Source organism: Pseudomonas sp. LB-090624, from assembly GCF_003205205.1.
GTDB lineage: Bacteria > Pseudomonadota > Gammaproteobacteria > Pseudomonadales > Pseudomonadaceae > Aquipseudomonas.
Genome location: NZ_QJRL01000027.1, coordinates 1 through 25,062, shown reverse-complemented (window position 1 = coordinate 25,062; position 25,062 = coordinate 1). Strand labels below are relative to the sequence as shown.

General features: G+C 64.1%; 24 protein-coding genes. 9 read left to right on the top strand and 15 right to left on the bottom strand.

From position 1 onward, the window contains the following. Window positions 1–367: 367 nt before the first annotated feature. Window positions 368–1,711: an MFS transporter gene (locus tag DMX11_RS20705; RefSeq protein ID WP_110746282.1), complete on the bottom strand. Its 1,344-nt coding sequence runs from the start codon at window positions 1,709–1,711 to the stop codon at window positions 368–370. Window positions 1,712–1,805: 94 nt separating this feature from the next. Beyond that, the gene (locus tag DMX11_RS20700; RefSeq protein WP_110746280.1) at window positions 1,806–2,756 is read right to left on the bottom strand and encodes a 2-hydroxyacid dehydrogenase; all 951 of its coding nucleotides are present in this window, start codon (window positions 2,754–2,756) and stop codon (window positions 1,806–1,808) included. 99 nt (window positions 2,757–2,855) lie between these two features. Here DMX11_RS20700 and DMX11_RS20695 point away from each other — a divergent pair, with 99 nt between their 5' ends. Beyond that, window positions 2,856–3,743, top strand: a complete 888-nt coding sequence (locus tag DMX11_RS20695; protein ID WP_110746278.1) for a LysR substrate-binding domain-containing protein — start codon at window positions 2,856–2,858, stop codon at window positions 3,741–3,743. Between the two features lie 94 nt (window positions 3,744–3,837). Here DMX11_RS20695 and gudD read toward each other — a convergent pair whose 3' ends face one another. Together gudD and DMX11_RS20685 are read right to left on the bottom strand one after the other, a co-directional pair. Further along, a complete protein-coding gene (gudD, locus tag DMX11_RS20690; protein WP_110746275.1) occupies window positions 3,838–5,193 on the bottom strand; it encodes a glucarate dehydratase in 1,356 nt (451 codons plus the stop codon). Between the two features lie 19 nt (window positions 5,194–5,212). After that, a complete protein-coding gene (locus DMX11_RS20685; RefSeq protein WP_110746272.1) occupies window positions 5,213–6,565 on the bottom strand; it encodes an MFS transporter in 1,353 nt (450 codons plus the stop codon). 259 nt (window positions 6,566–6,824) lie between these two features. Between DMX11_RS20685 and DMX11_RS20680 the strand changes: the two genes are divergently transcribed. Beyond that, the gene (locus tag DMX11_RS20680) at window positions 6,825–7,526 is read left to right on the top strand and encodes a FadR/GntR family transcriptional regulator (RefSeq protein WP_110746269.1); all 702 of its coding nucleotides are present in this window, start codon (window positions 6,825–6,827) and stop codon (window positions 7,524–7,526) included. Between the two features lie 83 nt (window positions 7,527–7,609). On the opposite strand, the gene DMX11_RS20675 is transcribed toward DMX11_RS20680, so the two are convergent. The 4 genes from DMX11_RS20675 to DMX11_RS20660 form a co-directional block, all read right to left on the bottom strand. Then, window positions 7,610–8,620, bottom strand: a complete 1,011-nt coding sequence (locus DMX11_RS20675; protein WP_110746266.1) for an NAD(P)-dependent alcohol dehydrogenase — start codon at window positions 8,618–8,620, stop codon at window positions 7,610–7,612. Window positions 8,621–8,719: 99 nt separating this feature from the next. Continuing rightward, window positions 8,720–9,310, bottom strand: a complete 591-nt coding sequence (locus DMX11_RS20670) for an HAD family hydrolase (protein ID WP_110746264.1) — start codon at window positions 9,308–9,310, stop codon at window positions 8,720–8,722. Continuing rightward, on the bottom strand, window positions 9,307–10,176 hold the full coding sequence (gene tesB / locus DMX11_RS20665) for an acyl-CoA thioesterase II (protein WP_110746262.1): 870 nt from the start codon (window positions 10,174–10,176) through the stop codon (window positions 9,307–9,309). The genes DMX11_RS20670 and tesB overlap by 4 nt, the downstream gene beginning before the upstream one ends. 149 nt (window positions 10,177–10,325) lie before the next feature. After that, window positions 10,326–10,895 (bottom strand): GNAT family N-acetyltransferase, encoded by a 570-nt coding sequence (locus DMX11_RS20660; RefSeq protein ID WP_110746260.1) that lies wholly within the window; start codon window positions 10,893–10,895, stop codon window positions 10,326–10,328. Window positions 10,896–11,074: 179 nt separating this feature from the next. Between DMX11_RS20660 and DMX11_RS20655 the strand changes: the two genes are divergently transcribed. The 3 genes from DMX11_RS20655 (at window position 11,075) to DMX11_RS20645 (ending at window position 14,174) form a co-directional block, all read left to right on the top strand. Then, on the top strand, window positions 11,075–11,761 hold the full coding sequence (locus tag DMX11_RS20655) for a histidine phosphatase family protein (RefSeq protein ID WP_110746258.1): 687 nt from the start codon (window positions 11,075–11,077) through the stop codon (window positions 11,759–11,761). Window positions 11,762–11,872: 111 nt separating this feature from the next. Next, window positions 11,873–12,787, top strand: a complete 915-nt coding sequence (locus tag DMX11_RS20650; protein ID WP_110746256.1) for a histone deacetylase — start codon at window positions 11,873–11,875, stop codon at window positions 12,785–12,787. A 148-nt stretch (window positions 12,788–12,935) separates the two neighbouring features. Next, window positions 12,936–14,174, top strand: coding sequence for a TIGR03862 family flavoprotein (locus tag DMX11_RS20645; RefSeq protein WP_110746254.1), 1,239 nt, complete (start codon window positions 12,936–12,938; stop codon window positions 14,172–14,174). A gap of 104 nt (window positions 14,175–14,278) precedes the next feature. Here DMX11_RS20645 and DMX11_RS20640 read toward each other — a convergent pair whose 3' ends face one another. The 5 genes from DMX11_RS20640 to DMX11_RS20620 form a co-directional block, all read right to left on the bottom strand. Continuing rightward, complete coding sequence (locus DMX11_RS20640) at window positions 14,279–15,601, bottom strand: DEAD/DEAH box helicase (protein ID WP_110746252.1); 1,323 nt, start codon at window positions 15,599–15,601, stop codon at window positions 14,279–14,281. 54 nt (window positions 15,602–15,655) lie between these two features. Next, on the bottom strand, window positions 15,656–16,576 hold the full coding sequence (yedA, locus tag DMX11_RS20635; protein WP_110746387.1) for a drug/metabolite exporter YedA: 921 nt from the start codon (window positions 16,574–16,576) through the stop codon (window positions 15,656–15,658). A 117-nt stretch (window positions 16,577–16,693) separates the two neighbouring features. Continuing rightward, a complete protein-coding gene (locus DMX11_RS20630) occupies window positions 16,694–17,299 on the bottom strand; it encodes a PolC-type DNA polymerase III (RefSeq protein ID WP_110746250.1) in 606 nt (201 codons plus the stop codon). A gap of 8 nt (window positions 17,300–17,307) precedes the next feature. Further along, a complete protein-coding gene (locus tag DMX11_RS20625; RefSeq protein ID WP_016489324.1) occupies window positions 17,308–17,787 on the bottom strand; it encodes an NYN domain-containing protein in 480 nt (159 codons plus the stop codon). An 81-nt stretch (window positions 17,788–17,868) separates the two neighbouring features. Then, a complete protein-coding gene (locus DMX11_RS20620) occupies window positions 17,869–18,627 on the bottom strand; it encodes a DUF2076 domain-containing protein (protein ID WP_110746248.1) in 759 nt (252 codons plus the stop codon). Window positions 18,628–18,794: 167 nt separating this feature from the next. Between DMX11_RS20620 and DMX11_RS20615 the strand changes: the two genes are divergently transcribed. Next, the gene (locus DMX11_RS20615) at window positions 18,795–19,451 is read left to right on the top strand and encodes a YciC family protein (RefSeq protein ID WP_110746245.1); all 657 of its coding nucleotides are present in this window, start codon (window positions 18,795–18,797) and stop codon (window positions 19,449–19,451) included. 179 nt (window positions 19,452–19,630) lie between these two features. Then, the gene (locus DMX11_RS20610) at window positions 19,631–20,041 is read left to right on the top strand and encodes a hypothetical protein (protein ID WP_371921801.1); all 411 of its coding nucleotides are present in this window, start codon (window positions 19,631–19,633) and stop codon (window positions 20,039–20,041) included. Window positions 20,042–20,050: 9 nt separating this feature from the next. Here the strand turns inward: DMX11_RS20610 and hrpB are convergent, their stop codons facing one another. Beyond that, complete coding sequence (gene hrpB / locus DMX11_RS20605) at window positions 20,051–22,579, bottom strand: ATP-dependent helicase HrpB (RefSeq protein ID WP_110746240.1); 2,529 nt, start codon at window positions 22,577–22,579, stop codon at window positions 20,051–20,053. Window positions 22,580–22,695: 116 nt separating this feature from the next. Between hrpB and DMX11_RS20600 the strand changes: the two genes are divergently transcribed. Together DMX11_RS20600 and DMX11_RS20595 are read left to right on the top strand one after the other, a co-directional pair. Next, window positions 22,696–23,115, top strand: a complete 420-nt coding sequence (locus DMX11_RS20600) for a polyribonucleotide nucleotidyltransferase (protein ID WP_110746385.1) — start codon at window positions 22,696–22,698, stop codon at window positions 23,113–23,115. Window positions 23,116–23,137: 22 nt separating this feature from the next. After that, complete coding sequence (locus DMX11_RS20595; RefSeq protein ID WP_110746238.1) at window positions 23,138–24,010, top strand: cation diffusion facilitator family transporter; 873 nt, start codon at window positions 23,138–23,140, stop codon at window positions 24,008–24,010. Between the two features lie 7 nt (window positions 24,011–24,017). Here DMX11_RS20595 and DMX11_RS20590 read toward each other — a convergent pair whose 3' ends face one another. Then, window positions 24,018–24,860 (bottom strand): DUF6515 family protein, encoded by an 843-nt coding sequence (locus tag DMX11_RS20590; protein ID WP_110746236.1) that lies wholly within the window; start codon window positions 24,858–24,860, stop codon window positions 24,018–24,020. Window positions 24,861–25,062 lie beyond the last annotated feature (202 nt).

Below are 25,062 nucleotides of genomic sequence, written 5' to 3'. Positions count from 1 at the left end.
CGAAAATATCTCCTTTGAAATCAATAAGTCGACACGTTGTTCGCGCGCTGTTGTTGATATTTGGCACGCGTCACAGAGCAAGGTGTCAGTGCGGTTCGGGGTTCATTTAAGCCCCGCAGGGCTGTGGCTAATTACACGAGAACGCCCCGGAACTGTTCGATCACGACAGGGCATTTCCAATAGCGCCAGATGTCGCGAATGGCATGCCCGATCGCGCCACCGGGCCATTTGGTGCTTTTGTTTTTCATTTGAATGTGTTGCCGGGGCCGATATCTTCGCCGCGCGCCGACGCTCGATGAACCCGCTTCTGCAAGCCGCCAATAAAAAAGCCCCGGTTTCCCGGGGCCTCTGTTGCCAAGGCGTCTGCCTACGCCTGCCCGGTACGCTCGAAGCGCCTGGCCAGCAACAGGTAAGCGAGGATCCCCAGCACGCCATGGGCGGCCACGAACCAGAGTGCGTTGTGAAACGAGCCGGTGGTGGCAACCACGTAACCAATCACCAGCGGGGTGACGATGCCGGCAATGTTGCCGATGCCATTGAACACGCCACCGCACAGGCCGACCATCTTCTTCGGCGCCACGTCCGACAGCACCGCCCAGCCCACCGCAGCCAGGCCCTTGCCGAAGAACGCCAGGGTCATCAGGGCGATGACCGCCGCGTTGCCATCCACATAGTTGGCCAGCACCAGGCTGGTGGACAGCCCCATGCCGATAATGAACGGGGTCTTGCGCGCCCTGGACGGGTGCACGCCACGGCGGATCAGCCAGTCGGATACGAAGCCACCCAGAATACCGCCAGTGAAACCACAGATTGCCGGCAGTGCGGCCACCCAGCCGGCCTCCATGATGGTCATGCCACGGCCCTTGATCAGGTAGATCGGGAACCAGGTGATGAAGAAGTAAGTCAGCGCAGTGATGCAGTACTGGCCAAGGTACACCGCCCACAGGTTGCGGCTGGTGAACAGTTGCGCAAGCTCTGCCCGTGTCGGCTTGCTCTTGGCGGCCTTGCGTTCCTTTTCCAGGTCGACCAGGGCGCCACCTTCGCGCATGTACTCCAGCTCTTCACGGCTCAACCCAGGTGCGCTGTGCGGCTCATGGTACAAGCGGAACCAGAACAGGCTCAGCAGCAAGCCCAGAAGCCCCATCCAGATGAACACCTGCTCCCAGCTCATTGCATGGGTCATCCATGCCATCAAGGGTGCGAACACCACCACCGCCATGTACTGCGCCGAGTTGAACAGTGCCGATGCAGTGCCACGCTCGCGGGTCGGGAACCAGCAGCTGACGATGCGCGAGTTGGCCGGGAAGGCCGGCGACTCCACCAGCCCAAGCATGAAGCGCATTGAAAACAGCGCCACCGCCGCCGACACACCGGCCAGCCCCATCCAGCCCACAGTGCCTTGTAGCAAGGTAAACAGCGACCAGAGGATCAGGCTGATACCGTACACACGGCGGGCACCGAAGCGGTCGAGCAGCCAACCCCCTGGCACCTGGCCGAGGGCGTAGGCCCAGGCGAAGGCAGAGAAGATCATGCCCAGCATGACCGGGTCGAGCCCCAGGTCCTTGAGCACCTCGGTGCCGGTGATCGACAAGGTGGCGCGGTCGGCGTAGTTGATGACGGTAATGACGAAGATCAGCGCCAGGACCAGGAAGCGATGGCGACCGATCCCGGCCACGGCCTGCGGTGCGGCAACGGCGGATTTGCTGTTCATGTGGACCCTCTTGCTTCTCGAAGGAAGCGATTGTTCTTGTACGCAGAAGGGGTGGCCGCAAGGGCCTTGTAGTACCTGTACCCGCGAAAGGGGGCTAACTGTCGATCACCCGATTCGGTGGCACTTCACCTCGGAAACAGGCCTGAAGGTTGTCCAGCACCATGCGCCCCATCTCCAGCCGGGTCTGCAGCGTCGCGCTGCCCCGGTGCGGTTGCAGGCTGACCTGGTTCAGGTCCAGCAATGCCGGCGGCACCCGTGGTTCATCGACAAATACATCCAGCCCTGCCCCGGCGATACGCTGCTCGCGCAACGCTTCCACCAGCGCGTCTTCATCGACCAACTTGCCACGTGCCACATTGACCAGGTAACCCTGTGGCCCCAGCGCCTCCAGCACCTCGGCCGTCACCAGCACTTGCCCGCCGTCAGCCGAAGCGGCCACGACCAGCACATCCACCGAGCGCGCCAACTCAACCACATCAGGCTCATAGCGGTAGCCCGTTTCTGGCTGCTCGCGCCGGCCGTTGTAGGCGATGCTCATGTCGAAGGCGGCGGCACGGCGAGCGATGGCCTTGCCCACCTGGCCGAGGCCGATGATGCCCAGCGCGCAACCACTGACCCTGCGCGCCAGCGGCAGGTCGACTTTGCCCCACAAGCCATCGCGTACCAGCCGCTCCCCCTCGCCCAGGCGACGCAGGCTGCTGAGGATCAACCCCAGGGCCAGGTCGGCAACGTCGGCCGTCAACACCCCCGGGGTGGTGGTGACGTGGATGCCGCGGCTGGCCGCATGGCGCAGATCCACCGCATCGGTACCGATGCCACTGATGGCGATGATCTCAAGGGCAGGCAACTGGTCCATCAGCGCGGTGGACAGGCCTTTGGCACCGCCGGTGACCACGCCGCGGATGCGCGGTGCGGCTTCGTCCAGCAGCTGTTGCGGGTTGTGCTGCTGGTACAACCGATGCACGAGGTAGGCACTGACCAGTTGGGCATCGATCGCCTCGGGTACGGGCTGGGTCAGCAGCACTTCAATGGGGGTGTGGGTCATCGCGGGCTTCCGGCATTGAGAAGACATGAGTCGATGCTAGGCCTGCATTTGATACAGGTCTAATATAGATGGTGGATTGAATAATTCAGGATTTGAATCGTGGAATTGCACCAGCTGCGCTGCTTCGTGGCCGTGGCCGAAGAGCTGCATTTCGGTCGCGCTGCCACCCGCCTGCACATGACCCAGCCACCCCTTAGCCGGCAGATCCAGCTGCTGGAGCATGCCTTGGGTGTGCTGCTGCTCGAGCGCAACAACCGTCAGGCGCGGCTCACCCTGGCGGGCGCGAGCTTCCTCGAGGATGCCCGGCGCATTTTGCAGATTGCCGAATCGGCCAGCCACTCCGCGCGGCGCATCGCCCACGGCGAAGCAGGCCGCCTGACCCTGGGTTTCACCGCCGTTGGGGCGTACAGCATGATCCCTCGTTTGCTGGTGCACGCCGGGCAAACGCTGCCGGACATCGAGCTGGTGCTCAGCGAGCGCGTCTCCAGCACTCAGGTGCATGACCTGGAAGCAGGGCTGATCGATGTCGGGCTGGTGCGCCAGGTACTGCCCAGCGCGCGGGTGGAGTACTTGCCAATCCACCGCGAGCCCTTCGTCGCCGCCCTGCCCGCCGGGCACGCGCTGGCGAACCACGAACGGCTGACACCCAGCGACTTCGACCAGCAGCCGTTCGTGATGTACAGCGCCAACGAAGGGCGGTATTTCCATGACCGTATTGCCAACCTGTTTGCGCGGCACGAAGTGCAGCCGCGCTACCTGCACCAGTTGGGTCAGACTCATTCGATTCTGGGCCTGGTCAATGTGGGACTGGGCTGTGCCGTGGTGCCGGCCTCTGCCCAGGCACTGCGCCTGGAGCAGGTGGTATTCCGGCCGTTGGAGGGGATGGAGCAACAGGCAGAAATCTTCCTGGCGTTCTGCCGGGACAACCCCAACCCAGTGCTGGGGTCATTCGTTGCAATGGCGCGGGCTTTTTTCGAAGCCGGTTGAGGCCCTGCCACCCCCACAGGCCCCACACAAGCCTGACGCCAGGTGCAGTACCAGCGGAAGCGGCTTTAGCCGCGAACACCGGCGGCCAGCCGCCTTAGCGTACCAGGCAAGGCCGTTTGTTATCGAAGCTCCAACCCGGGATCAGGAACTGCATCGCCACGCTGTCATCGCGCGCGCCCAGCCCCATGTTGCGGTAGCACTCATGAGCCTTGGCCAGCTGGTCTTCGTCCAGTTCCACGCCCAGGCCCGGCCGCGCCGGTACCCGCACATGCCCATCGACAATGCGCAGCGGATCACGCGTCAGCCGCTGGCCATCCTGCCAGATCCAGTGCGTATCGATCGCAGTGATATCCCCCGGCGCAGCAGCCGCCACCTGGGTGAACATCGCCAGCGAAATGTCGAAGTGGTTGTTCGAGTGCGACCCCCACGTCAGGCCCCAGTCGTTGCACATCTGCGCCACCCGCACCGAGCCCTGCAAGGTCCAGAAGTGCGGGTCGGCCAGCGGGATGTCCACCGATTGCAGCTGGATCGCATGCCCCATCTGCCGCCAGTCGGTGGCAATCATGTTGGTGGCGGTGGGCAGCCCGGTGGCCCGGCGGAACTCGGCCATCACCTCACGGCCCGAGTAACCATTCTCGGCACCGCAGGGGTCTTCGGCGTAGGCCAGTACATCGTGCTTGTCACGGCACAGGGCGATGGCTTCCTTGAGTGACCACGCGCCGTTGGGATCGAGCGTGATGCGCGCTTCGGGGAAGCGTTCGGCCAGGGCGGTTACCGCTTCGATTTCTTCCTCACCCCGCAGTACGCCGCCCTTGAGCTTGAAGTCGCTGAAGCCATAGCGCTGCTTCGCCGCTTCGGCCAGGCGCACGACCGCCTCAGGGGTCAGGGCCTTTTCGTGGCGCACGCGAAACCAATCGTCATCGCTATCGGCTTCGTGACGGTAAGCCAGGTCGGTCTGCTGGCGGTCGCCGATGTAGAACAGATAACCGAGCATCTTCACCGCATCGCGTTGCTGGCCCTCGCCCAGCAGGGCCGCCATCGGCACATTCAGGTGCTGGCCGAGCAGGTCGAGCAATGCCGACTCGATGGCAGTCACCGCATGCACGGTGATGCGCAGGTCGAAGGTCTGCAGGCCGCGACCCGCCGAGTCACGGTTGGCGAAAGTCTGGCGCATGGCATTGAGCACACGCTGGTAATGGCCAATCGGCTGGCCCACCACCAGGCTACGTGCGTCCTCCAAAGTCTGGCGAATTTTCTCGCCGCCGGGCACTTCACCCAGGCCAGTATTGCCGGCGCTGTCGCGCAACACCACCACATTGCGGGTGAAGAACGGGCCATGGGCGCCACTGAGGTTGAGCAGCATGCTGTCGTGGCCAGCCACGGGGATCACGCGCAAGTCGGTGACCACTGGGGTGCTGGCATGTACGGCGGGATTGGTCTGCATATTCATGGTTGTTGTCTCGCAGTCATCAATGGGTATGGCCCAGGGCCGAGGGGGCCTTGAGGTCATCGGAAGGGGTGCCCTTGGGACGGGTGCGTACGAAGAAGATGGCAATCGCCGCCAGCACCGAGGTCACCGCCAGGCCATACAGGCCGCCCTGGATCGACCCGGTCTGCTGCTCCAGCAGCCCGAAGGTGGTAGGGGCGACGAAGCCGCCGAGGTTGCCGACCGAGTTGATCAGGGCAATGACTGCCGCCGCGATACGCGCATCCAGGTAGCCCTGAGGGATAGGCCAGAACAGCGAAGACGCCGACTTGAAACCGATAGCCGCAAAGCACACCGCAACGAAGGCAAAAACCGGCCCGCCGGTGGTGGACATGAACATGCCAATGGCAGCGATCACCAAGGCGCCAGCCACCCAGGCCTGCTGGAACCTCCAGCGTGCGGAACCGGCAGCAAAGGCGTACATGGCCAGGATCGAGATCAGCCACGGGATGGAATTGAAGAAGCCCACCTGCAGGTCACTGAGGTCGCCCATGCGCTTGATGATGCTGGGCAGCCAGAAGGTGGCGGCATAAATGGTCAGCTGGATGCAGAAGTAGATCAGGCAGAACAGCACGATCTGCCGGTCCTTGAGCAGGCTCCAGGCCGATGGCTTCACTGCGCCGATCGCCTCGCGCTCACGCTGCTCGCGGTCGATGGTCGCTACCAGCGCCTCCTGCTCCGCCTGGTTCAGCCACTTGGCGTCCTGCGGCTTTGAGTCGAGCCAGAAGAACACAAAGAAGCACAGCGCCACCGAGGCCATACCTTCAATGAACAGCATCCACTGCCAACCATGCAGGCCCAGGCCCTGGATCTGCATCAGCGCCCCGGCGAGCGGCCCGGAAATCAGCGAGGCAAGTGCAGAACCGCTGAGGAAGATAGCAATGGCCTTGCCGCGCTCTGCCGCCGGCAGCCAGCGGGTGAAGTAGTAGATCACGCCAGGAAAGAAGCCTGCTTCGGCAACCCCGAGCAGAAAACGCAACACGTAGAACTGGGTTTCGTTCTGCACGAAGGCCATGGCCGTGGCCACCAGCCCCCAGGTGAACATGATGCGGGTCAGCCACAGCCGGGCACCGACCTTTTGCAGCAGCATGTTCGAAGGCACTTCGAACAGCGCGTAACCGATGAAGAACAGCCCGGCACCAAAGCCAAAGGCCGCAGCGCTGATGCCCAGGTCGCTTTCCAGATGCGGGCGGACGAAGCCAATGTTGACGCGGTCGAGGTAGTTAACGATGAACATGATGACGAACAGCGGCAGGACGTGGCGCTTGACCTTGGCCACGGCACTGGCCAGCGCGTCGCCATCATTCCGGGCAGACGGAGCGAGGGTGTCGTTCACTTGCGGATCTCCCACTAATTGTTTTTGTGCGGGTCGGGTTGTCTGACATGGCAGTGGGGAGGAGCTTATTCGCAGCGAGGTTGTACGACAAGATTGTCAACGTCGGTAAAATAGCAAAATACAAGCTGTCATAATGCAAATTTGATCCGAACATGCAAAAACAGATCAGCTACATGCCCGATTGGAGGCGCGAAAAATCGGCAAAAAATATTTCTATCGATTAACTTGTCGTACAAGTAAATCAAGATCCGGATCACACATGGAACCCGAACACGCTCGCAAACGCGGCCATAGCCGTGCCCATGACCTGGTTTCCAGCCTGACCCAGCAGATTCTGCTGGGTACGTTCAAACCAGGTGACAAACTGCCTTCGGAAAACACCTTGGTGCGCGAGCACGGGGTAAGCCGAACGGTGGTTCGCGAAGCCTTGTCGAAACTGCAGGCCTCTGGGCTGGTGGAGCCGCGCCACGGTATCGGGACATTCGTGATGGAGCGACAGGCCCAGGCCGGGCTGCGCGTTGCGGCGGAAAGCGCGGCGAATGTGCGCGACCTGCTGGAGCTGCGTATTGGCCTTGAGGGCCAGGCTGCCGCGCTGGCCGCACTGCGTCGTGATGAAGGGCAACTGGCGCGCATGCGCCAGGCGCTGGATGACTATCAGGATTTGGCCGCTGCCGGCGACAGTTGCATCGAAGCCGACCGGCGCTTTCACCTGCTGATTGCCGAGGCCACCGGCAATCTGTATTTCACCGAGATGCTGCTGCAACTGGGTAACGGCCTGATACCGCGCAACCGCATGGCCCTGGCCGAGCGCGGGGGGGCCAAGCTGGCGCGGCAAGCGTACCTGGCCAACCTGGAGCATGAGGCGATCCTCAATGCCATACGCCGGCAAGACCCGGATGCCGCGCGTGCGGCAGTGTGCCTGCATCTGTCCAACAGCCGGGACCGGTTACTGCCGGACTGACTGTCAGGCAGTGCAAGGCCTCGGGTTTGATGCTACGAATAGCATGGCGTGCAGGGTGGCCCTTACATCCAGCTACCCTGCCCTCACCAAGTCAGGCAGATCTTGCCGAAATGCCGGTTGCTCTCCTGGTAACGGAACGCCTCGACGATCTGTTCCAGCTCGAAATGCTTGTCCACCACCGGCCGCAGGCCATTGGCATCGATCGCCCGCACCATCGCCTGCTGCTGCGCCCGGCTGCCCACCAGCACCCCTTGCAGGCGAATCTGCCGCACCAGCGCCTGCACCAGCGGCAACTGCCCAGCCACCCCGGTAAGGATGCCGATCAGCGACACATGCCCGCCAATGCGCGCAGCAATCATCGACTGCTCCAGCGTCGCTGGGCCACCCACTTCGATCACATGATCAACGCCACGGTTGCCCGTCAGCTCGCGTACTTTCTCGCCCCAGGCCGGCGTGCTCTTGTAGTTGATGAGGTGGTCGGCACCCAGGGCCTTCAGGCGCTCCAGCTTGGCATCGCTGGACGAGGTGGCGATCACCGTGGCACCCGCCAGCTTGGCGAACTGCAGGGCGAAGATAGACACGCCCCCCGTACCCTGTACCAGCACCGTATCGCCGGGCTTGAGGTGGTCGTCGCTCATCAGCGCACGCCAGGCGGTGAGGCCGGCGGTGGTCAGGGTGGCGGCCTCGGCGTGGCTGAAGCCCTTGGGTGCCAGGGTAAAGGCGGTGGCGCGGGCGGTTACCTGCTCGCGCGCGTAGCCATCGACGCCGTCACCCGGCACCCGGGCAAAGCCCTCGACATTGGCCTCGCCATCGAGCCAGTCGGGGAAGAAAGTGCTGACCACATTGTCGCCGACCTGGAACTCAGTGACGCCAGCCCCCACCGCAACCACCTCGCCGGCGCCATCGGCCATGGGGATGCGTCGCTCGCTTGGGCCCCACATGCCGCTGACCACGGCGAAATCGTGGTAGTTGAGGGAACTGGCGTGCAGGCGCACGGTGATCTCGCCCGCTTTGGGGGCCTGGGCCTCGCAGGTGCCGACCTGGACCTTGTCGTAGCCGCCGCCAGGTTGTACGTAGATGGCCTTGCTGCTCATGGGTGGGTCTCCGTATCAGAGCAAAGAATGGGGTTCAGCATAGACAGATCCGGCCCTTTAGCGGGCATGCCTGCGAAGAGGCTCCCATTGCCACACGCATCAGCCCAGCATCACCTTCAACGCTCGGCAATCCGCCGCATGCCAATCCACCAGCTCCGGCCAGGGATTGTCCGGCAGGTTCACCAGCACCGTGCGTGCCCCCGCCGCCCGCCCACAGTCCAGGTCAAAGCGGTAGTCTCCCACCATCACCAGTTCGCTCGGGGTCACGCCCCAGGCGCTGGCAATCTTCAGCAGCCCATCCGGGCTCGGCTTGGGCGCAGCCTCGTCACGCCCGAGAATGTGTTCCACCGGGAAGCAGTCCGCCAGGCCAATGGCCTCCAGCGTTACATGCGCCAGTTCACGCGCATTGCGGGTCAGAATACCCAGCCGGCACCCGCGCCCCGCCAACTCGCGCACCAGTTCCACCGCCCCGCTGGCCGCCGTGGAGGCAGTTGCCAGATCCCTTTCGTGCGCCAGCAACCAGGCATGCTTGGCCGCCGCTTCTTCTGCCGGCAAGGCCGCCAGGTGGGTGAGGATGTCGTGTTCGGCCGGGATGTCCAGCGCCACCCGAATGGCGGCAAAGTCGTGCACGGCCACGGTCAGGGTGCCGTCCATGTCGAACACCCAGTTGCGCACCTCGCCCAGGCTCATGCCCAGTCCTTGCGATAACGAATCAGGCCTTCCTGGGCCGACGACGCTACCAGTTGCCCGGCCTGATTGAAGATGCTGCCGCGGCTGAAACCACGGGAATTGCCCGCCCAAGGGCTGTCGGTGGCGTACAGCAGCCACTCATCGGCGCGCAGGTTGCCGTGAAACCACAGCGAATGGTCGAGGCTGGCGATCTGCATGTCGCGCTGCCACACCGACTTGCCATGCGGCAACAACGAAGTGGTCAGCAGGCCGAAATCCGAGGCGTAGGCCAGCATGTACTTGTGCAGGGCCGGCACGTCGGGCAGGTTGCCGTCAGCGCGGAACCAGGCGTACTTCACCGGGTCGCCCGGCTTGGGGTTGAACGGGTCACGCTCGGTGACCGGGCGGATCTCGATCGGCTTGGCGCACAGCACCTTGTCGCGAATGCGCTCGGGCAACTGGTCAGCCATGGCCCGCGCCAGCTCCACTTCAGTGGGCAGGTTTTCCGGGCCGACCACGTCAGGCATCTGCGCCTGGTGTTCGAAACCTTCCTCGTCGTACTGGAACGACGCGCTGCAGGTAAAGATGGTCTGGCCCTTCTGAATCGCCGTTACCCGCCGGGTGCTGAAGCTGCCGCCATCACGCACGCGGTCCACCGAGTACACCACTGGCAGCGTGGCATCGCCCGGGCGCAGGAAGTAACCGTGCAGCGAATGCACATGGCGCGCGTCCTCGACCGTCTGGCTGGCTGCCGACAACGACTGCCCCAGTACCTGCCCGCCGTACAGCTGGCGGAAGCCCAGGTCCTGGCTGCGTCCACGGAACAGGTTCTCCTCGATGGACTCGAGGCTCAACAGGTCGACCAGGTCGTCCAACACATGACTCATCGGGGGTTCTCCGTAGGAGCGAGCCTAGCTCGCGATGCGCCGCCCGAGCGGCGCTCGATTTCACAGGCGCTGAACGTGTAACGGGCAAGCGCCTTCCAAGTGGGCAAATGATACAGCGTTTGTCATTCGCGCCGGGCATGGCCGTGCATTCAGGCGCGCAGGGTACGCTCCCAGTGCGCACGGTCGATGCGATACAGCACATGCGGCCGCAGCGGGTGGCCCTCGGGCAGGCGGGGGTGTTCGAAGCTGCCGTGCACGTCTTGCTGCATGCCAATGGCCTGCATGACCTTCTGCGACGGCAGGTTACTCGCGGTAGTGAACGACACCACCTCTTCCAGGCGCAATTGGGCGAAAGCACAACGCAGGCAGGTCCATGCGGCTTCGCTGGCAAAACCCAGGCCCCAGTGGCGGCGGGCCAGGCGCCAGCCAATCTCCACGGCAGGGGTGAAATCGGCGTCGAAGCCCACGTGCAGCAAGCCGGTCATGCCAATGAACGCACCGCTGTCCTTGCGCTCCAGGGCCCATAAACCAAAACCGTACTCGTTGAAGTGCCCGCGTATACGGCCAATCAGCGCGGCAGCCTCCAGGCGCGTCAGCGGCGCAGGGAAGTAGCGCATTACCTGTGGGTCGGCGCACAGCGCGGCGAACTCGCGCAAGTCATCGTCATGCCATTGGCGCAGCACCAGACGTGCGCTTTCCAGTTGAAGGATAGGGGTCATCGGGCCTGCTCCGGTTGTGCCGTCTTGCAGTTTACAGCTTAGGCGTGGGCAAGGGTTTCACCCACCCGGCAGCAGCCGAATGCAATTTTCACACGCCCTTCACCGGCCCCCGACAGGCCGCTTAGGAAAATGCCGCCATCTCTGCCGTGCCTGCCACGGCCATGCCAATGGAGCAACGCATGCTATCAAGCAATACCCTGGGGCATTCTGCCATTCACGCCCGGCGCAAGCGCCGCCTTGGCCGCAAGGCTTTGGGTGCCGCCCTTGGCCTGTGCATGGTCATCGCGGCGTTGACCACCTGGCTGGCGACGAGGACGCACATCGTGGACCTTGGCAAAGAGCAACAACTGCGTGACAGCGGCCTGCTGCAGGAATGGGCCGACGGAACGGTGATCGTGATGATCCGCCATGCCGAACGCTGCGACAGCGCCCCCGGCCCTTGCCTGGACGACCCCACCGGCATCACCGTTGCCGGTCGCCAAGCCGCCAGCCGCGTTGGTAAAGGGCTCCACCAACTGGGCCTGAACAACGCCGACCTGCTCAGCAGCCCGAAACTGCGCACCCGGCAGACTGCGCACTTCATACTTGGCCAGGCAGTGGCCAGCGAGGACTGGCTCGAGAGTTGCGACAACCAGTTCGTCAGCAACGCACTGGCGCACAAGCGTGCCGGGCACAACCTGGTGCTGGTGACCCACAACGGTTGCATCGACCATTTCGCCCGCCAGCAGAACGTCGTGGGGAATGAGCGTGCAAGCGGCTATGCCAGCGCGCTGTTCGTTTCGGTGGATGGCAATGGCAAGACGCGGATCCTCGGCCGCCTTAACGAGCCCGACTGGCAGCGGGTACTGGCCAGCGCTGCGCAGTAGCACAACCGATCACTCAGGGCGCCATGCCGGCATTGGCGAGCCGGAGATTGCGCAGCAATGCCGCCCCAGCCATGGCAAGATCAGCACTGGCCCTGATTGCGACCTCCACCCATGCCGTTGCCGCTGATCTACCACGAAGACTACAGCCCGGAGTTCCCCGCCGAACACCGCTTCCCGATGGACAAGTTCCGCCTGCTGCACGACCACCTGGTCGACACCGGGCTGACCACCGACCAGGCCTTGCTGCGCCCGGAAATCTGCCCCAACGATATCCTCGCCCTGGCCCACGACCGCGGTTACATCGAGCGCTACATGAACGGCGAACTGTCCCGCGAAGACCAACGCCGCCTCGGCCTGCCGTGGAGCGAGGCACTGGCCCGGCGTACCGTGCGCGCCGTGGGCGGGTCGCTGCTGACCGCCGAGATGGCGCTGCAGCACGGCATCGCCTGCCACCTCGCAGGGGGCACCCATCACGCCCACTACGATCACCCGGCCGGCTTCTGCATCTTCAACGACCTGGCAGTGATCAGCCGCTACCTGCTGGAGGCCGGCCGGGTGCACCGGGTGCTGATCTTCGACTGCGACGTACACCAGGGCGACGGCACCGCGCGCATCCTGCACGACACGCCAGAGGCGATCACCGTGTCGCTGCACTGCGAGCAGAACTTCCCGGCGCGCAAGGCACAAAGCGACTGGGACATCCCCTTGCCCCGGGGCATGGGCGACCACGCATACATGAAGGTGGTGGACGACGCCCTCAACTACCTGCTGCCGCTGTATCAGCCCGACCTGGTGCTGTATGACGCCGGCGTCGACGTGCACAAGGACGACGCCCTCGGCTACCTGCAACTGACCGACGCCGGCGTCGCCGCCCGTGACGAGGCGGTGCTGCGCCACTGCCTGGGCCGCGATATCCCGGTGGTGGGCGTGATCGGCGGCGGCTACAGCAAAGACCGCAGCGCGCTGGCCAGGCGCCATGGCATCCTTCACCACAGCGCCGCGCGTGTCTTGGGTTGTTCACAATGACTGTGGAACCGCTTGTGGATAACCTGCGGGAAAGGCGCTGTAACCCTTAGCCAGCAAGGCCTGCAGAAGACTGGTTATTTTTTGACCAGTGCTTCCATGGCCCACGCTGCGCTAGAATGGGCATCTTTTCCACAGCCCGCTACCCACCATGCCCGATCTCAACCCCGCCTCCCCTCCCCTCGCAGTCGTCATCGGTGGCGGCCCGGCCGGCCTGATGGCCGCTGAAGCCCTGGCCCAGGCAGGCCTGGCGGTGGAAGTGTTCGATGCCATGCCTTCGGTGGGGCGCAAGTTCCTGCTGGCGGGTGTCGGCGGCATGAACATCACCCATTCCGAGCCCTACCCGGCGTTCGTCGCCCGCTATGCCGAGCGCCAGGGCAACATCGAAGCCCTGCTGCGCGACTTCGACGCCGACGCCTTGCGCCAGTGGATTCACGGTCTTGGCGTCGAAACCTTTGTCGGTACCTCGGGCCGGGTGTTCCCCTCCGACATGAAAGCCGCACCGCTGCTGCGCGCCTGGCTCAAGCGCCTGCGTGAAAGTGGCGTAGTTATCCACACCCGTCACCGCTGGCTGGGCTGGAATGCCGAGGGTGCCTTGCGAATTGCTTATCCACAGGGCGAGCGCGCGGTGAAGGCTGCAGTCGTGGTACTGGCGCTGGGTGGCGGCAGTTGGGCGCGCTTGGGTTCAGACGGTGCCTGGCAGCCATTGTTGGCCGAACGGGCTGTGGATATCTCGCCTATGCAACCCAGCAACTGCGGGTTTGAGGTGGAAGGCTGGAGCGCAGTGCTGAAGCAAAAATTCGCGGGCGCGCCATTGAAGAACATCGCCCTCAGCGTGCCCGGCAGCGCCCCCCGCAAAGGCGAGTTCATTCTCACCGCGCAAGGTGTGGAAGGCAGCCTGGTATATGCCTGGTCGGCGCCAGTGCGCGAGGCCATCAACCGCGAAGGCCAAGGGGTACTGCTGCTCGACCTGCTGCCGGACAAGCCTGTGGACAAGATTGCCCAGGCACTGGCCAAGCCACGTGGCTCGCGCTCAATGGCCAAGCATCTGCACAGCCAGCTGGGGATTGATGGGGTGAAGGCGGCGCTGCTGCGCGAACTGACCGATCAGGCGACCTTTGCTGACCCAGGGTCGCTGGCCCGGGCGATCAAGGCATTGCCGATCACCTTGGTGCGTACGCGGCCCCTGGATGAAGCGATCAGCAGTGCCGGGGGGGTCCGCTTCGAGGGGCTCGATGATGGGTTGATGGTCAAGGCCGTGCCGGGGGTGTTCTGTGCCGGCGAGATGCTGGACTGGGAGGCGCCGACCGGGGGGTATCTGCTCACGGCGTGCTTTGCCAGCGGCTTGCGCGCCGGGCGGGCAGCGGCGGATTGGGTGCGGGCCTCCTGACCGATTGCCGAGGCGGCGTCCACAAGTACTGCGTCAACCCAGATTGTGCAGCCCATGTGGAGGCGGCCTTGCGTCGCAAAAGGGCCGCAAAGCGGCCCCAAGTCTCAAGGCTTACGCTTGCGCGGCCCACCATTGAAGCTCGGTACCTTGCGCACCGCCTTCACCGCCGGCTCCGGCTCCCCACTGTCCATCCAGCGCCCCAGCCCGCGTTTGGCGCTGGTCTCTTTCGGCTTCTTGGGCTTCTTCGGCTTTTTGATCACCTGGCCGCTGGCATCGGTCATCGGCACCCGATGGTCAGGGATGAAATCCGGTTCTTCATGGCGCGGCAGGGTCTGCCGTGTCAGCACTTCGATCGCCGACAACAGCTGCACTTCGTCCGCACACACCAGTGAAATCGCCTCGCCCTTGTTACCCGCCCGCCCGGTACGGCCGATGCGATGCACGTAATCCTCGGCAACGATCGGCAGGTCAAGGTTGACCACCAGCGGCAGGTCATCGATGTCCAGGCCGCGGGCAGCTACGTCGGTCGCCACCAGCACCTGAATCTCACGGGCCTTGAAGCTGTCCAGTGCGCGCTGGCGGGTGGCCTGCGGGCGGTCACCGTGGATGCCGTCGGCATTCACCCCTTTGGCCAGCAAGCGCTCCACCAATTGGTCGACGCCATTGCGGGTCTTGGCGAACACCAGTACCTGCTTCCAGCGCTGCTTGCGCATCAGATGGCAGAACAGGTCTTCCTTGCGCTTTTTATCCACAGGCACCAGCCACTGCTTGACGCTGCTGGCCGTGGCATTGCGCGGGCTTACCTCGATGCTTAGCGGGTCATTCAGCGCCAGCCCTGCCAGCATGCGGATTTGCTCGGAGAAGGTCGCGGAGAACAACAGCGTCTGGCGCTTGCGTGGCAGCGCGGCATACACCGACTGCAGTTCTTCGGCGAAGCCCAGGTCGAGCATGCGGTCGGCTTCGTCCAGCACCAGGGTCTGCACCTGGTTGAACTTCACCGCATTCTGCCGGAACAGGTCGAGCAAGCGGCCGGGAGTAGCCACCAGCAAGTCGACGCCGCGGCGCAGGCGCATCATCTGTGGGTTGATGCTGACCCCACCGTACACTGCATAGGTGCTCAACGGCAGGTTCTCGGCGTACTCACGCACATTGTTGTGCACCTGCTCGGCCAGCTCACGGGTGGGCACCAGCACCAACGCACGGATCGAGTTGCTGGCCACCTTCTCGCCTTCCAGCGCCAGGCGCTGCAGTACGGGCAGGGCAAAGCCGGCGGTCTTGCCGGTACCGGTCTGGGCTGCGGCCATCAGGTCGCGCCCGGCCAGCACGGCGGGGATGGCCTGGGCCTGCACCGGGGTCGGGGTGGTGTAGTCCAGCTGCTGCAGGGTACGCAGCAGCGGTTCGATCAGGCCGAGTTTGGCGAAATTCATGGCAATACCATCAGGGGTTCAGCGAAGGCGGCAAGTTTACCGCATCGCCCCTGCCTACTTGCAGATTTCGCCTTTCAATGGCTGTGCAGGTTCAGGTGCCTTGCGCCACTGCGGCAGGCCGATCAGCACTACCGCACCAATGATCACTGCCATTGCCACGCACTCCTCGGCGCCGATCTGTTCACCGGCAAACACAATGCCCAGCAGCACCGCCACCGCCGGGTTGACGTAGGCATAACTGGTGGCAGCCGCCGGGCGCACATGCTTGAGCAGGTACATGTAGGCACTGAAGGCCAGGATCGAACCGAAAAACACCAGGTAGGCCAGCGCGCCCCAGCCAGCAGCGGTCGGCATCTGCGTCAGGCGTTCGCCCGAAAGCACGCTGCCCAGCAACAACACCGCGCCCCCCACCAGCATTTCGGCAGCGCTGGCCATCGGCCCCTGTGGCAGCGGCAGGGACTTGCTCCACACCGAGCCGAATGCCCACGATGCCGCCGCGAAGATGATCAGCGCTGCACCAATCGGGCTGGCCTGCAGGTTGGAGCCCAGGTTCAGCAGGCCGATACCGACCAGCCCAAGGGCAATCCCCGCCCACTCGAGCTTCGAATTGCGGTGCCCGAACAACAGGCCGAACAGCAGCGTAAACAACGGTACCGTGGCCACTGCCAATGCCGCTACACCCGACGCCACGCCCGCGTGTTCGGCCACGGTCACACCGCCGTTACCACAGCTCAGCAGCAAGAAGCCGATTGCCCCTGCCGCCCGCCACTGCGCCCAAGTCGGTGCCGATACGCCGCGCCAACGCAGGAAGCCGTACAGCAGGCCACCGGCAATCAGAAAGCGCACCCCGGCCATGAGCATGGGTGGCCAGCTCTCGACGCCAATGCGAATGAACAGGTAGGTAGAGCCCCAGACCAGGTACAAGGCCAGGAAGGCACCAATGAGCAGCAAGGGAAAGCGACGGGAGGCAGGCATGAAACACTCGAAATCCATTTACGGGTGGCTCAGTTTAAGAGCCTGCCTGAGAAAACATAAGTTACAAAATGGCTTGAAATGAGCGGCACACTTTTGGTGCGTTGGGCTCGAAGGCCCTTACCTGCAATTTGCCAGGATGTTCCGGACCTTCGCCGCAGGGGTCTTCTGCAACCTGCACAGCAGCTCATGAGAAAGCCGCTCCACACCATGATGCTGACGCAATACGCCCGCCAGATGGTGCAACAGGTTGGCCGCCATTTCAGCATCGGCCATCGCCCGGTGCGCTGTGCCCGTGTCCGGTAGCCCGGCCCAACGGGTCAGGGTACCCAGCTTGTGGTTCGGCGCCGCCGGCAACAGGCGACGAGACAGCAGCAGCGAACAGGCGAACGGCTGGCTGCGGGTACGCCCGATACGGCTCAGTTCGTAATCCCAGAACTTTTGGTCGAACGCAGCGTTGTGCGCCAGCAACGGGGTGCCGCCAACAAACTCGGCCACCTCGCTCATCACCTGGTCGACCGGCGGCGCGCTGCGCAGCATGGCCGTGGTGATGCCGGTCAGCCCGGCTACGAATGCCGGTACCGGTACACCCGCATTCATCAGGCTCTGGTAGCGCTCGACGATGCGCCCGTCCTCCAGCATTACCACCGCGACTTCGGTTGCACGACAGCCGGTACCGGGGGAAATGCCAGTGGTTTCAAAGTCGATGACAGCGATGCGTTCCACGAATAACCTCAGTGCTTGAGCAACAACTTACCCTCGATGGGTACATAGCGGGTGGCAGCGCGGATCAGCGACAGTGCCGTCAGCCCGGGCACACCATACACCACCGCTTCAGTACCGTGGCGCTGGATCACCCGCTCCAGCAGCAGGTCGAAATCACCATCGCCGGAGGCCAGCACCACCTGGTCGACCCGGCTGGCCGCATCGATCACGTCCAGGGTAATGCCCACATCCCAGTCGCCCTTGGCCGAGCCATCGCTGCGCTGGATGAAAGGCTTGAGGCGCACATCGAAACCGAGGTTACGCAATATCTGCTGGAATTGTTGCTGCTTGCTGTCGCCACGGTCGATGGCATACGCCACGGCCTCGACGATCTGGCCTTCGCGGCTGACATCGGCCCACAGGGCGGTGTAGTTGAAATGGCAACCATGAGCTTGGCGCACGGTGTAGTAGAGGTTCTGCACATCGGCGAACAGCGCGATCTTTTTCACCTGGGAACCTCATTTATGGCCTGGCGTGCCCGCGAAGGGGCGCAAAGCGCCCCCGGAAGTGCCAGCAGTATGCCAGACCTGTCAGACGTAAGAATCGTCGTCCGAGAAGAACCCGCCGTCATCGCTGCCGTAATCGGTGTCGGCGTACCCACCCTGGTCACTGCCCCAGCCACCATTGTCAGCCACTTGATGTTGCCCGCCCTGGTCATTCCAGCCGCCAGTGTCGCTGGCAGGTGCAGGCTCTTCCTTGATCACCTCCACCACTTCCTCGGGCTGCGAGTTGTGGTTGAACAGGCTGCTGATACCCTGCGCCAGCAACACACCACCGGCCACGCCGGCGGCGGTCTGCATGGCCCCCCCGAGGAAGCTGCTGGCACCACCACGTGCCGGTGCGGCACCGAAGCCAGGCTGCTGCCCCTGCGGCTGGGAGAAGCCAGGTGCTGACGGCTCACGCCAGCCACCACCCGATGCTACAGGTGGTGCCGAAGGGCGCTGCGGCTGCACCGCCGGCGCTGCGTTGCGCCCACTCGAACCAAAGATGCTGGACAAGAAACCACCCCCGCCACTGCTCGGCGTACTGCTGGCGGCTTGTGCCGCCTGAGCCTGCGCGCGGGCCTGTTGCAGCTCGGCTTCCAGCTGCTTGTTCTGCTCGTCGAGGCGCTTGATCGCGGCCTCCTGCACCAGGATCGCCTGGGCCATGTAGTAAGGCGCCGCCGGCTGCTGACGCAGGTGCTGCTCGATGCAGGCCTGGGCCTGCGGGTCACGCGGCTGGCTTGGGTCTTCGGCTTGCTTGATGCGGCCGAACAGGCCGTCGATCAGGGTTTGTTCTTCAGTGTTCATGGGGCGACCTCGTGGGGTAGCAGGACAACGGACAGCGTCAAAGATGGGGCGTGCCGGCGCGGGATTCAATCTCCGCCGCGGTGAAACTTTTTTCAGCAAGTGACAGCCCCAGGCTTGCTTTGGGCTAAAGTGATGCCCTTGTTTTTACTGCCATGCGATGTTGACCGATGAATCCGCTGAGCGTCCTGCGCGACTCCCTGTACTTCTTCCGCCGCCACCTGCCAAACATCCTCCAGCTGTGCCTGCCGCTGGTAGTGCTGGAGGCCCTGCTCACCCAACTGCTGTACCGGCAGCTGGGCGACCAGGCATCACCGGCCTACGGCATGCTGGTCAGCCTGCTGCTCTACCCGCTGTACAGTGCTGCACTGATCCTGTATTTGGACACCCGCAGCAAAGGCCAGGACATCGCCAACCGCGACCTGTTCGCCCGCGCCCTGCAGCTGTGGCCGCAACTGGCGCTGCTGATCCTGATCAGTTCACTGCTGATCATGGCTGGCCTTGCGCTGTTCATCTTCCCGGGCGTGTGGATCATGATCAACCTGGTGTTCGCCGAGTACCTGCTGGTACTGCGCGGCCGCCCGGTGGTGCAGGCAATGCGCGACAGTGCCAGCATGACCACCGGGCACTTCATGCGCATCATGATCTGTGTGGTCGCGGTACTGGCGCCGATCTGGCTGATCGACGGGCTGTTGCTGATGGCCTTCCCCGAGCCCTCCCCCGGGATGGAACTGGCCATGGACAGCCTCAGTGGCTTCCTGCAGCTGTTCAGCACCGTGGTGCTGTACCGCCTGTTCATGCTGCTGGAGGGCGAGGCCAGCACCTGAGCGCACCAGGGGCGCAAAGCACTGGAGGAAGCGGTTCTGCCTCCAGTGCTGCCGCTGCGGTACCTACAGTGGGATCCCGATAACCCAGGTGACCCCACATGAACCACGAAATACAGAGTAGATATGCCAGGTCGTTCAGCGCTCGGCTGTACGCAATAGACAGCGACAGGACTGTTCCCTTGCACCAAAGCACCGGCACTGAGCGATGGGACTGGGGCTTTGAGCCGCAATCCGGTTGGTTGATGGCAGGCGGCACGGCCCCGTCGATCCTCCTGTCGTTCGCCTTTCATTCCAAGTCAGAAGATCGGCTCCACTTCCACATCAGGCCGGTCGGGAGCCAGGCTCGAAAAAAACTCGGCCTCAGCCGCAACGGCTACCTGGGGTTCTACGAGCTGGCGCAAGTGTCCGACTACTGGAAGCTCGAGCCGCTGGAGCTTACCGAAAACGGTCTGGTCTGCTACATCCGCGATCATGAGGGCCATCGGGTGGGCGCCATAAAAGACTACCCACACCTGGATCAACAGGTCATGAGCCTGCTGAATACAAGGCAAGGCGAAACCCTGACCTTCCTCCTCCAGCAGGTCGACTGAAACCGCCCTTCAGGTGCCGCGCGGCTTTGCCCGAGCGGTTGCCTCGGCCACCAACGGGTCATCCGGCCAGTAATGCTTCGGGTACCGCCCCTTGAGGTCCTTCTTCACTTCGGCATAGGTGGTACGCCAGAAACTGGCCAGGTCCTGTGTCACCTGCACCGGGCGGCGTGCAGGCGACAAAAGGTGCAGCTTGACCTGTTGGCGGCCATTGGCAATGCGCGGGGTGTCAGCAAGGCCAAACAGCTCTTGCAAGCGCACGGCGAGAATCGGCGGGTTCTCGCTGTAATCCAGCCGAATGTTCGAGCCCGACGGGACCGCAATGTGTGCCGGTGCCTGCTCCTCCAGACGCTGGGGCAGTGGCCAGGGCAAAAGATTGCGCAGCATCGCTGGCAGGTCCAGGGCGGCGAAATGACCGAGCCGCGACACTTTGCCCAGGTACGGCAGCAACCAGTCTTCCAGGCTGGCTAGCAGTGCCGCGTCAGCCAGGTCGGGCCACTCACTTTGCCCGCCGTTGTCCAGGTCCAGCTGACGCAGCAGGCCTACCCGCGCCTGCCACTGCCGAAGCTCAGGGGTCCAGGTCAGCAAGTTCAGGCCCTTGCGCCGAACCAGGCCAAGCAGTGCCCGGGCTCGGGTTTCATCGTCCAGCCCTGGAAGCGGCTCGCGGCTCAGCACCAGTTCGCCAACCTTCACCTGGCGCTCGGCACGCAGCACCTGCTCCCGCTCGTCCCAATCAAGCACATCGACCCGCTGGACCTGCTCGGCGAGGACACTGTCGAGCAGCGCCGGATCGAATTCGGCGGCGAGGTAGATGCGCTCCTCCCGCTGGCCCTGGCGGCTTCCCAGGTCGGCGATCACCAGCCACGGGCACTTCATCAGCGCATCGACCTCGGCAAACAGCGCCGCACGGCCGTTGGCCAGCCGATATTCAGCGCCGCCTTCACGACGTTGCTGGGCGACACGGTCAGGGTAAGCCAGCGCCAGCAGCGCACCCAGCCAGCGCGGATGGGCCGGGTCGGCCACTGCGGTAGCAGCCTTGCCCCGCAGCAGGCCGCGGTATTGGCGAGACAGCTGCCGGGCACGTTGCACGCCACCCTGGCCGCCACGCCCTGCTTTGCTCTCGCCGCTGACCAGCGCCAGGCGGCTATGCAAATCGGCACCACCACCACGCTGGATATCCCGCTCGCCCAACAGCGCAGCGACATCGCAAGCCATCTGTGCCAGGCCCAGAGCCTGGCCGCGCAGCAACAAATGCGCGATACGTGGATGCGCTGGCAATTCGGCCATGGCCTGGCCATGTTCGCTGAGGTTGTCACGGCTGCCCGGTTTGAAGGCATCGAGCCGCGCCAGCAGGTCCTGAGCCTGGGCAAACGCGGCCATCGGCGGCTGGTCGAGCCAGCGCAGTTGCTCGGGAGCCACGCCCCAGCGCGCCAGCTGCAGAGCCAGCCCAGCCAGGTCAGCCTGCAGGATTTCGGCACTGCCATGGGCGGCCAGTTGGTCATGCTGAGCCTCAGACCAGAGGCGATAGCACACACCTGGTTCCAGGCGGCCAGCCCGCCCAGCGCGCTGGGTGGCACTGGCGCGCGAAATGCGCTGGGTGTCCAGGCGGGTCATGCCGCTGCCTGGGTCGAAACGGGGCACCCGAGCGAGACCAGCATCGATCACCACCCGCACACCATCGATGGTCAGGCTGGTTTCGGCGATGTTGGTGGCCAACACCACTTTGCGCAGGCCCTTTGCCGGCGGGTCGATGGCCGCTCGCTGGGCGTTGAGGTCAAGCTCGCCATGCAACGGGCACAGCAGTACATCGGGCCGCTCGCCCAAGGCCTCCTGCAGGCTCTGGTGCACACGGCGAATTTCGGCCTGGCCAGGCAGGAACACCAACACACTGCCCGCCTGGTCGGCCAGCGCTTGCAGCACGCTGTCAACGACGCGGGGCTCGATGAATTCGCCGGGCTGGAACGGCCGCCCCCAGCGGATATCGACCGGGTGCATACGCCCTTCGCTGCTGACCACAGGGGCATCGCCAAGCAGCCGCGACAAGCGCTCGCCCTCCAGCGTGGCAGACATCAGCAGAATCTTCAGCGGCGGGTCGTCGCGCAGTAGTTCGCGGCCATTGAGGCTCAGCGCCAGGGCAAGGTCGGCATCCAGGCTGCGCTCATGGTATTCGTCGAAAATCAGCAAGCCCACGCCTTCCAGCGCGGGGTCGGCCTGCAGGCGCCGGGTGAGGATACCTTCGGTGACCACTTCGATGCGGGTTCTCGGCCCGACCTTGCTGTCCAGGCGGATGCGGTAACCCACGGTTTCACCGACCTGCTCGCCCAGTTCGCTGGCCAGCCGCTCGGCTGCCGCGCGCGCCGCCAGGCGCCGTGGTTCAAGCATCAGAATGGTCTGCCCGGCCAGCCACGGCTCGCGCAGCAGTGCCAGCGGCACGCGGGTGGTCTTGCCGGCGCCAGGCGGCGCTTCAAGCACCGCTTCGTCACGGTTTTGCAATGCCTCGCACAGCGCAGGCAAGACGGCATCGATTGGTAAAGAAATCATGGTGGTCCTCGAACAGTCCCGCGAGTATAACGGCGAACCCAGCCTGCTCTATCATGGTCTTAGCTTCAGGTGCTGGCGCTTCGCTTGCCCTGCTGAAAACCTTCTCGGAGATTTACATGCGCATCCCAACCCGCGTCATCGGTGGCGTCCTGATTGCCACCCTGCTGACCCAACTGACCGCCTGCGGCACCATTTTCTACCCGGACCGTCGCGGCCAGATCGGCGGCAAGATCGACCCCGTGGTTGCCGCAATGGACGCTATCGGCATCCTGTTCTACGTGATCCCCGGGCTGATCGCCTTTGGCATCGACTTCGCGACCGGCGCCATCTACTACCCAGGTGGCCGTACCGCTCAGGTCGACCCGGCGAAACTGCAGGAAGCCGTCAGCCCAGAGGGCAAGGTCGACAACCTGAAGCTGCAGGCCATTCTCGAAAGCGAACTGGGCCAGCGTCTGCCGCTGGACGACCCGCGGCTGATCCAGCACCGCGGCAGCATCGAGCAGCTTGCCAGCCTGGGCCTGGTGCCAGCAGCCTGAACCACAAGGACGCTGACCACGGATGATCACCACCCCGGCTGAACACCAGCGCTTGCTGCGCCTGGCCACCCGCGCGTCACTGGCGGTAGCCAGCATCCTGGTGCTGAGCAAGGCGCTAGCCTGGTGGCTGAGCGGCTCGGTAAGCCTGCTGGCCGGGTTGACCGACTCGGCCCTGGACGCCGTAGCCTCGTTCCTCAACCTGCTGGCGGTGCACTACGCCCTGCGCCCGGCCGACGACGACCACCGCTTTGGCCACGGCAAGGCCGAAGCCCTGGCCGGCATGGCGCAGGCGCTGTTCATCGGCGTCAGTGCAGTGCTGATCGGTGTGCAGGCGGTCGAGCGCCTGCACAACCCGCAGCCGCTGGGTGATACTGCCCTCGGCATCGCGGTGATGCTGCTGTCGCTGGTGCTCACGCTTGCCCTGTTGGCATTTCAGTACAAAGTCATCCGCCTGACCGGGTCCACGGCGGTAAGAGCCGACTCCCTGCACTACCGCTCGGATTTGCTGCTCAACAGCAGCATCTTGCTGGCGCTGGTGCTGGCCCGTTTTGGCTGGCCGCAGCTGGATGCGCTGTTCGGCCTGGGCATTGCCGTCTACATCCTCTGGAGTGCGTTGCAAATTGCCCGTGAGAGCACGGCGATCCTGATGGACAAGGAACTGCCAGGCGATGTTGGCGAGGAGATGGCCGCGCTGGTGCTGACGATTGCGGGGGTCAAAGGCGTGCATGACCTGCGTACGCGGGTGTCGGGCAACCAGTGGTTCGTGCAGTTGCACCTGGAGTTGCCGGGGCAGCTGCCGCTGCATGAAGCACACGGGTTATGCGTAGAGGCTTCACGGGTGATCCGCCAGCGTTATCCACAGGCGGATGTGATGGTGCACGCCGATCCAGTGTAAACCTGGATCAGTTGATGCTGTAGCCCCGCCCACTGAAGCAGGCCCCCAGCGCCCGTTGGTAGTTGCTGAGCACGTTGGCCGGCGGCGCGTACGTCGCCGTCGCCGGGTCGAAACCCGACTGGCTCACCGCCCACCGATGGCACTGGTAACGGTCCTGCTCCTGCTGCTCCTGGCCCTGGCCGTACATCGGGTATGCCACCACGTCATAGCCACCATTTGAAGGTGCCACCGGGACCGGTGTCGGCACGCCGACCGGTGGGTTGACCACCACGTATTCCTGGCTGTCTGCCAGGTACTGGTAGTAGGTATCGGCCACCAGGAAGAACAGCGCACCACCCAGCCACACTTCCCGCGCGTAGGGCGGCAGGTAGTTGACCCGCACGCCGTAAGGCGGGGTCACCACGATGTAACTGCCGCCATGCGGGCGGTACCAGTAGCCACCGGAGTAGAAGTAGTCACTGCCGCGATAAGGCACTTTCCAGTAGCGGTCGGGGAAATGCTCGATGGTGTGCCCGGGGCGATATTGCGGACCTGGCCCCCAGCCATTGCCATGACCATCCGGGCGGCCCTGCCAGTCACCCCCTGGGCGCTGCCCAGGGCCACCAGCTTGCCAGTGGCGGTAATCGCCATGACGTTGGGGAATGTCCTGATAATAGCCCTGGCGCGGGGCCTGGGTCTGGCGCACTTCGTCGCGCGAGTTGAGCGAGCGGCCCGGCCCAGGCCCACCTTCACCTTGCAGTTGCTGGCCGCGTTCACCGTGCCCCTCGCCCGGCCCTTCGGCCAAAGCTCCAAGGCTGATGCTCAAACCCAGCAAACCAACACCTGCCAACTGCCAGATGCGCGACTTCATGGTATTCCTCTCGGTAGAAAAAACTGCACCCGCAACCAGTCTACCGCGCCCGTCACACAGGCCAATTAAATTTCCAGTGTCTAGTCCTGAAATAGGTTTACACCTGTTCAGGTAGCCCGATAGACCTCAAAACGCCCGATGCACCGCATCGGGCGTTTTGTTTTTCAGGGCCATGTGAGGCCGCTCTGTGTTGTAGATCTGC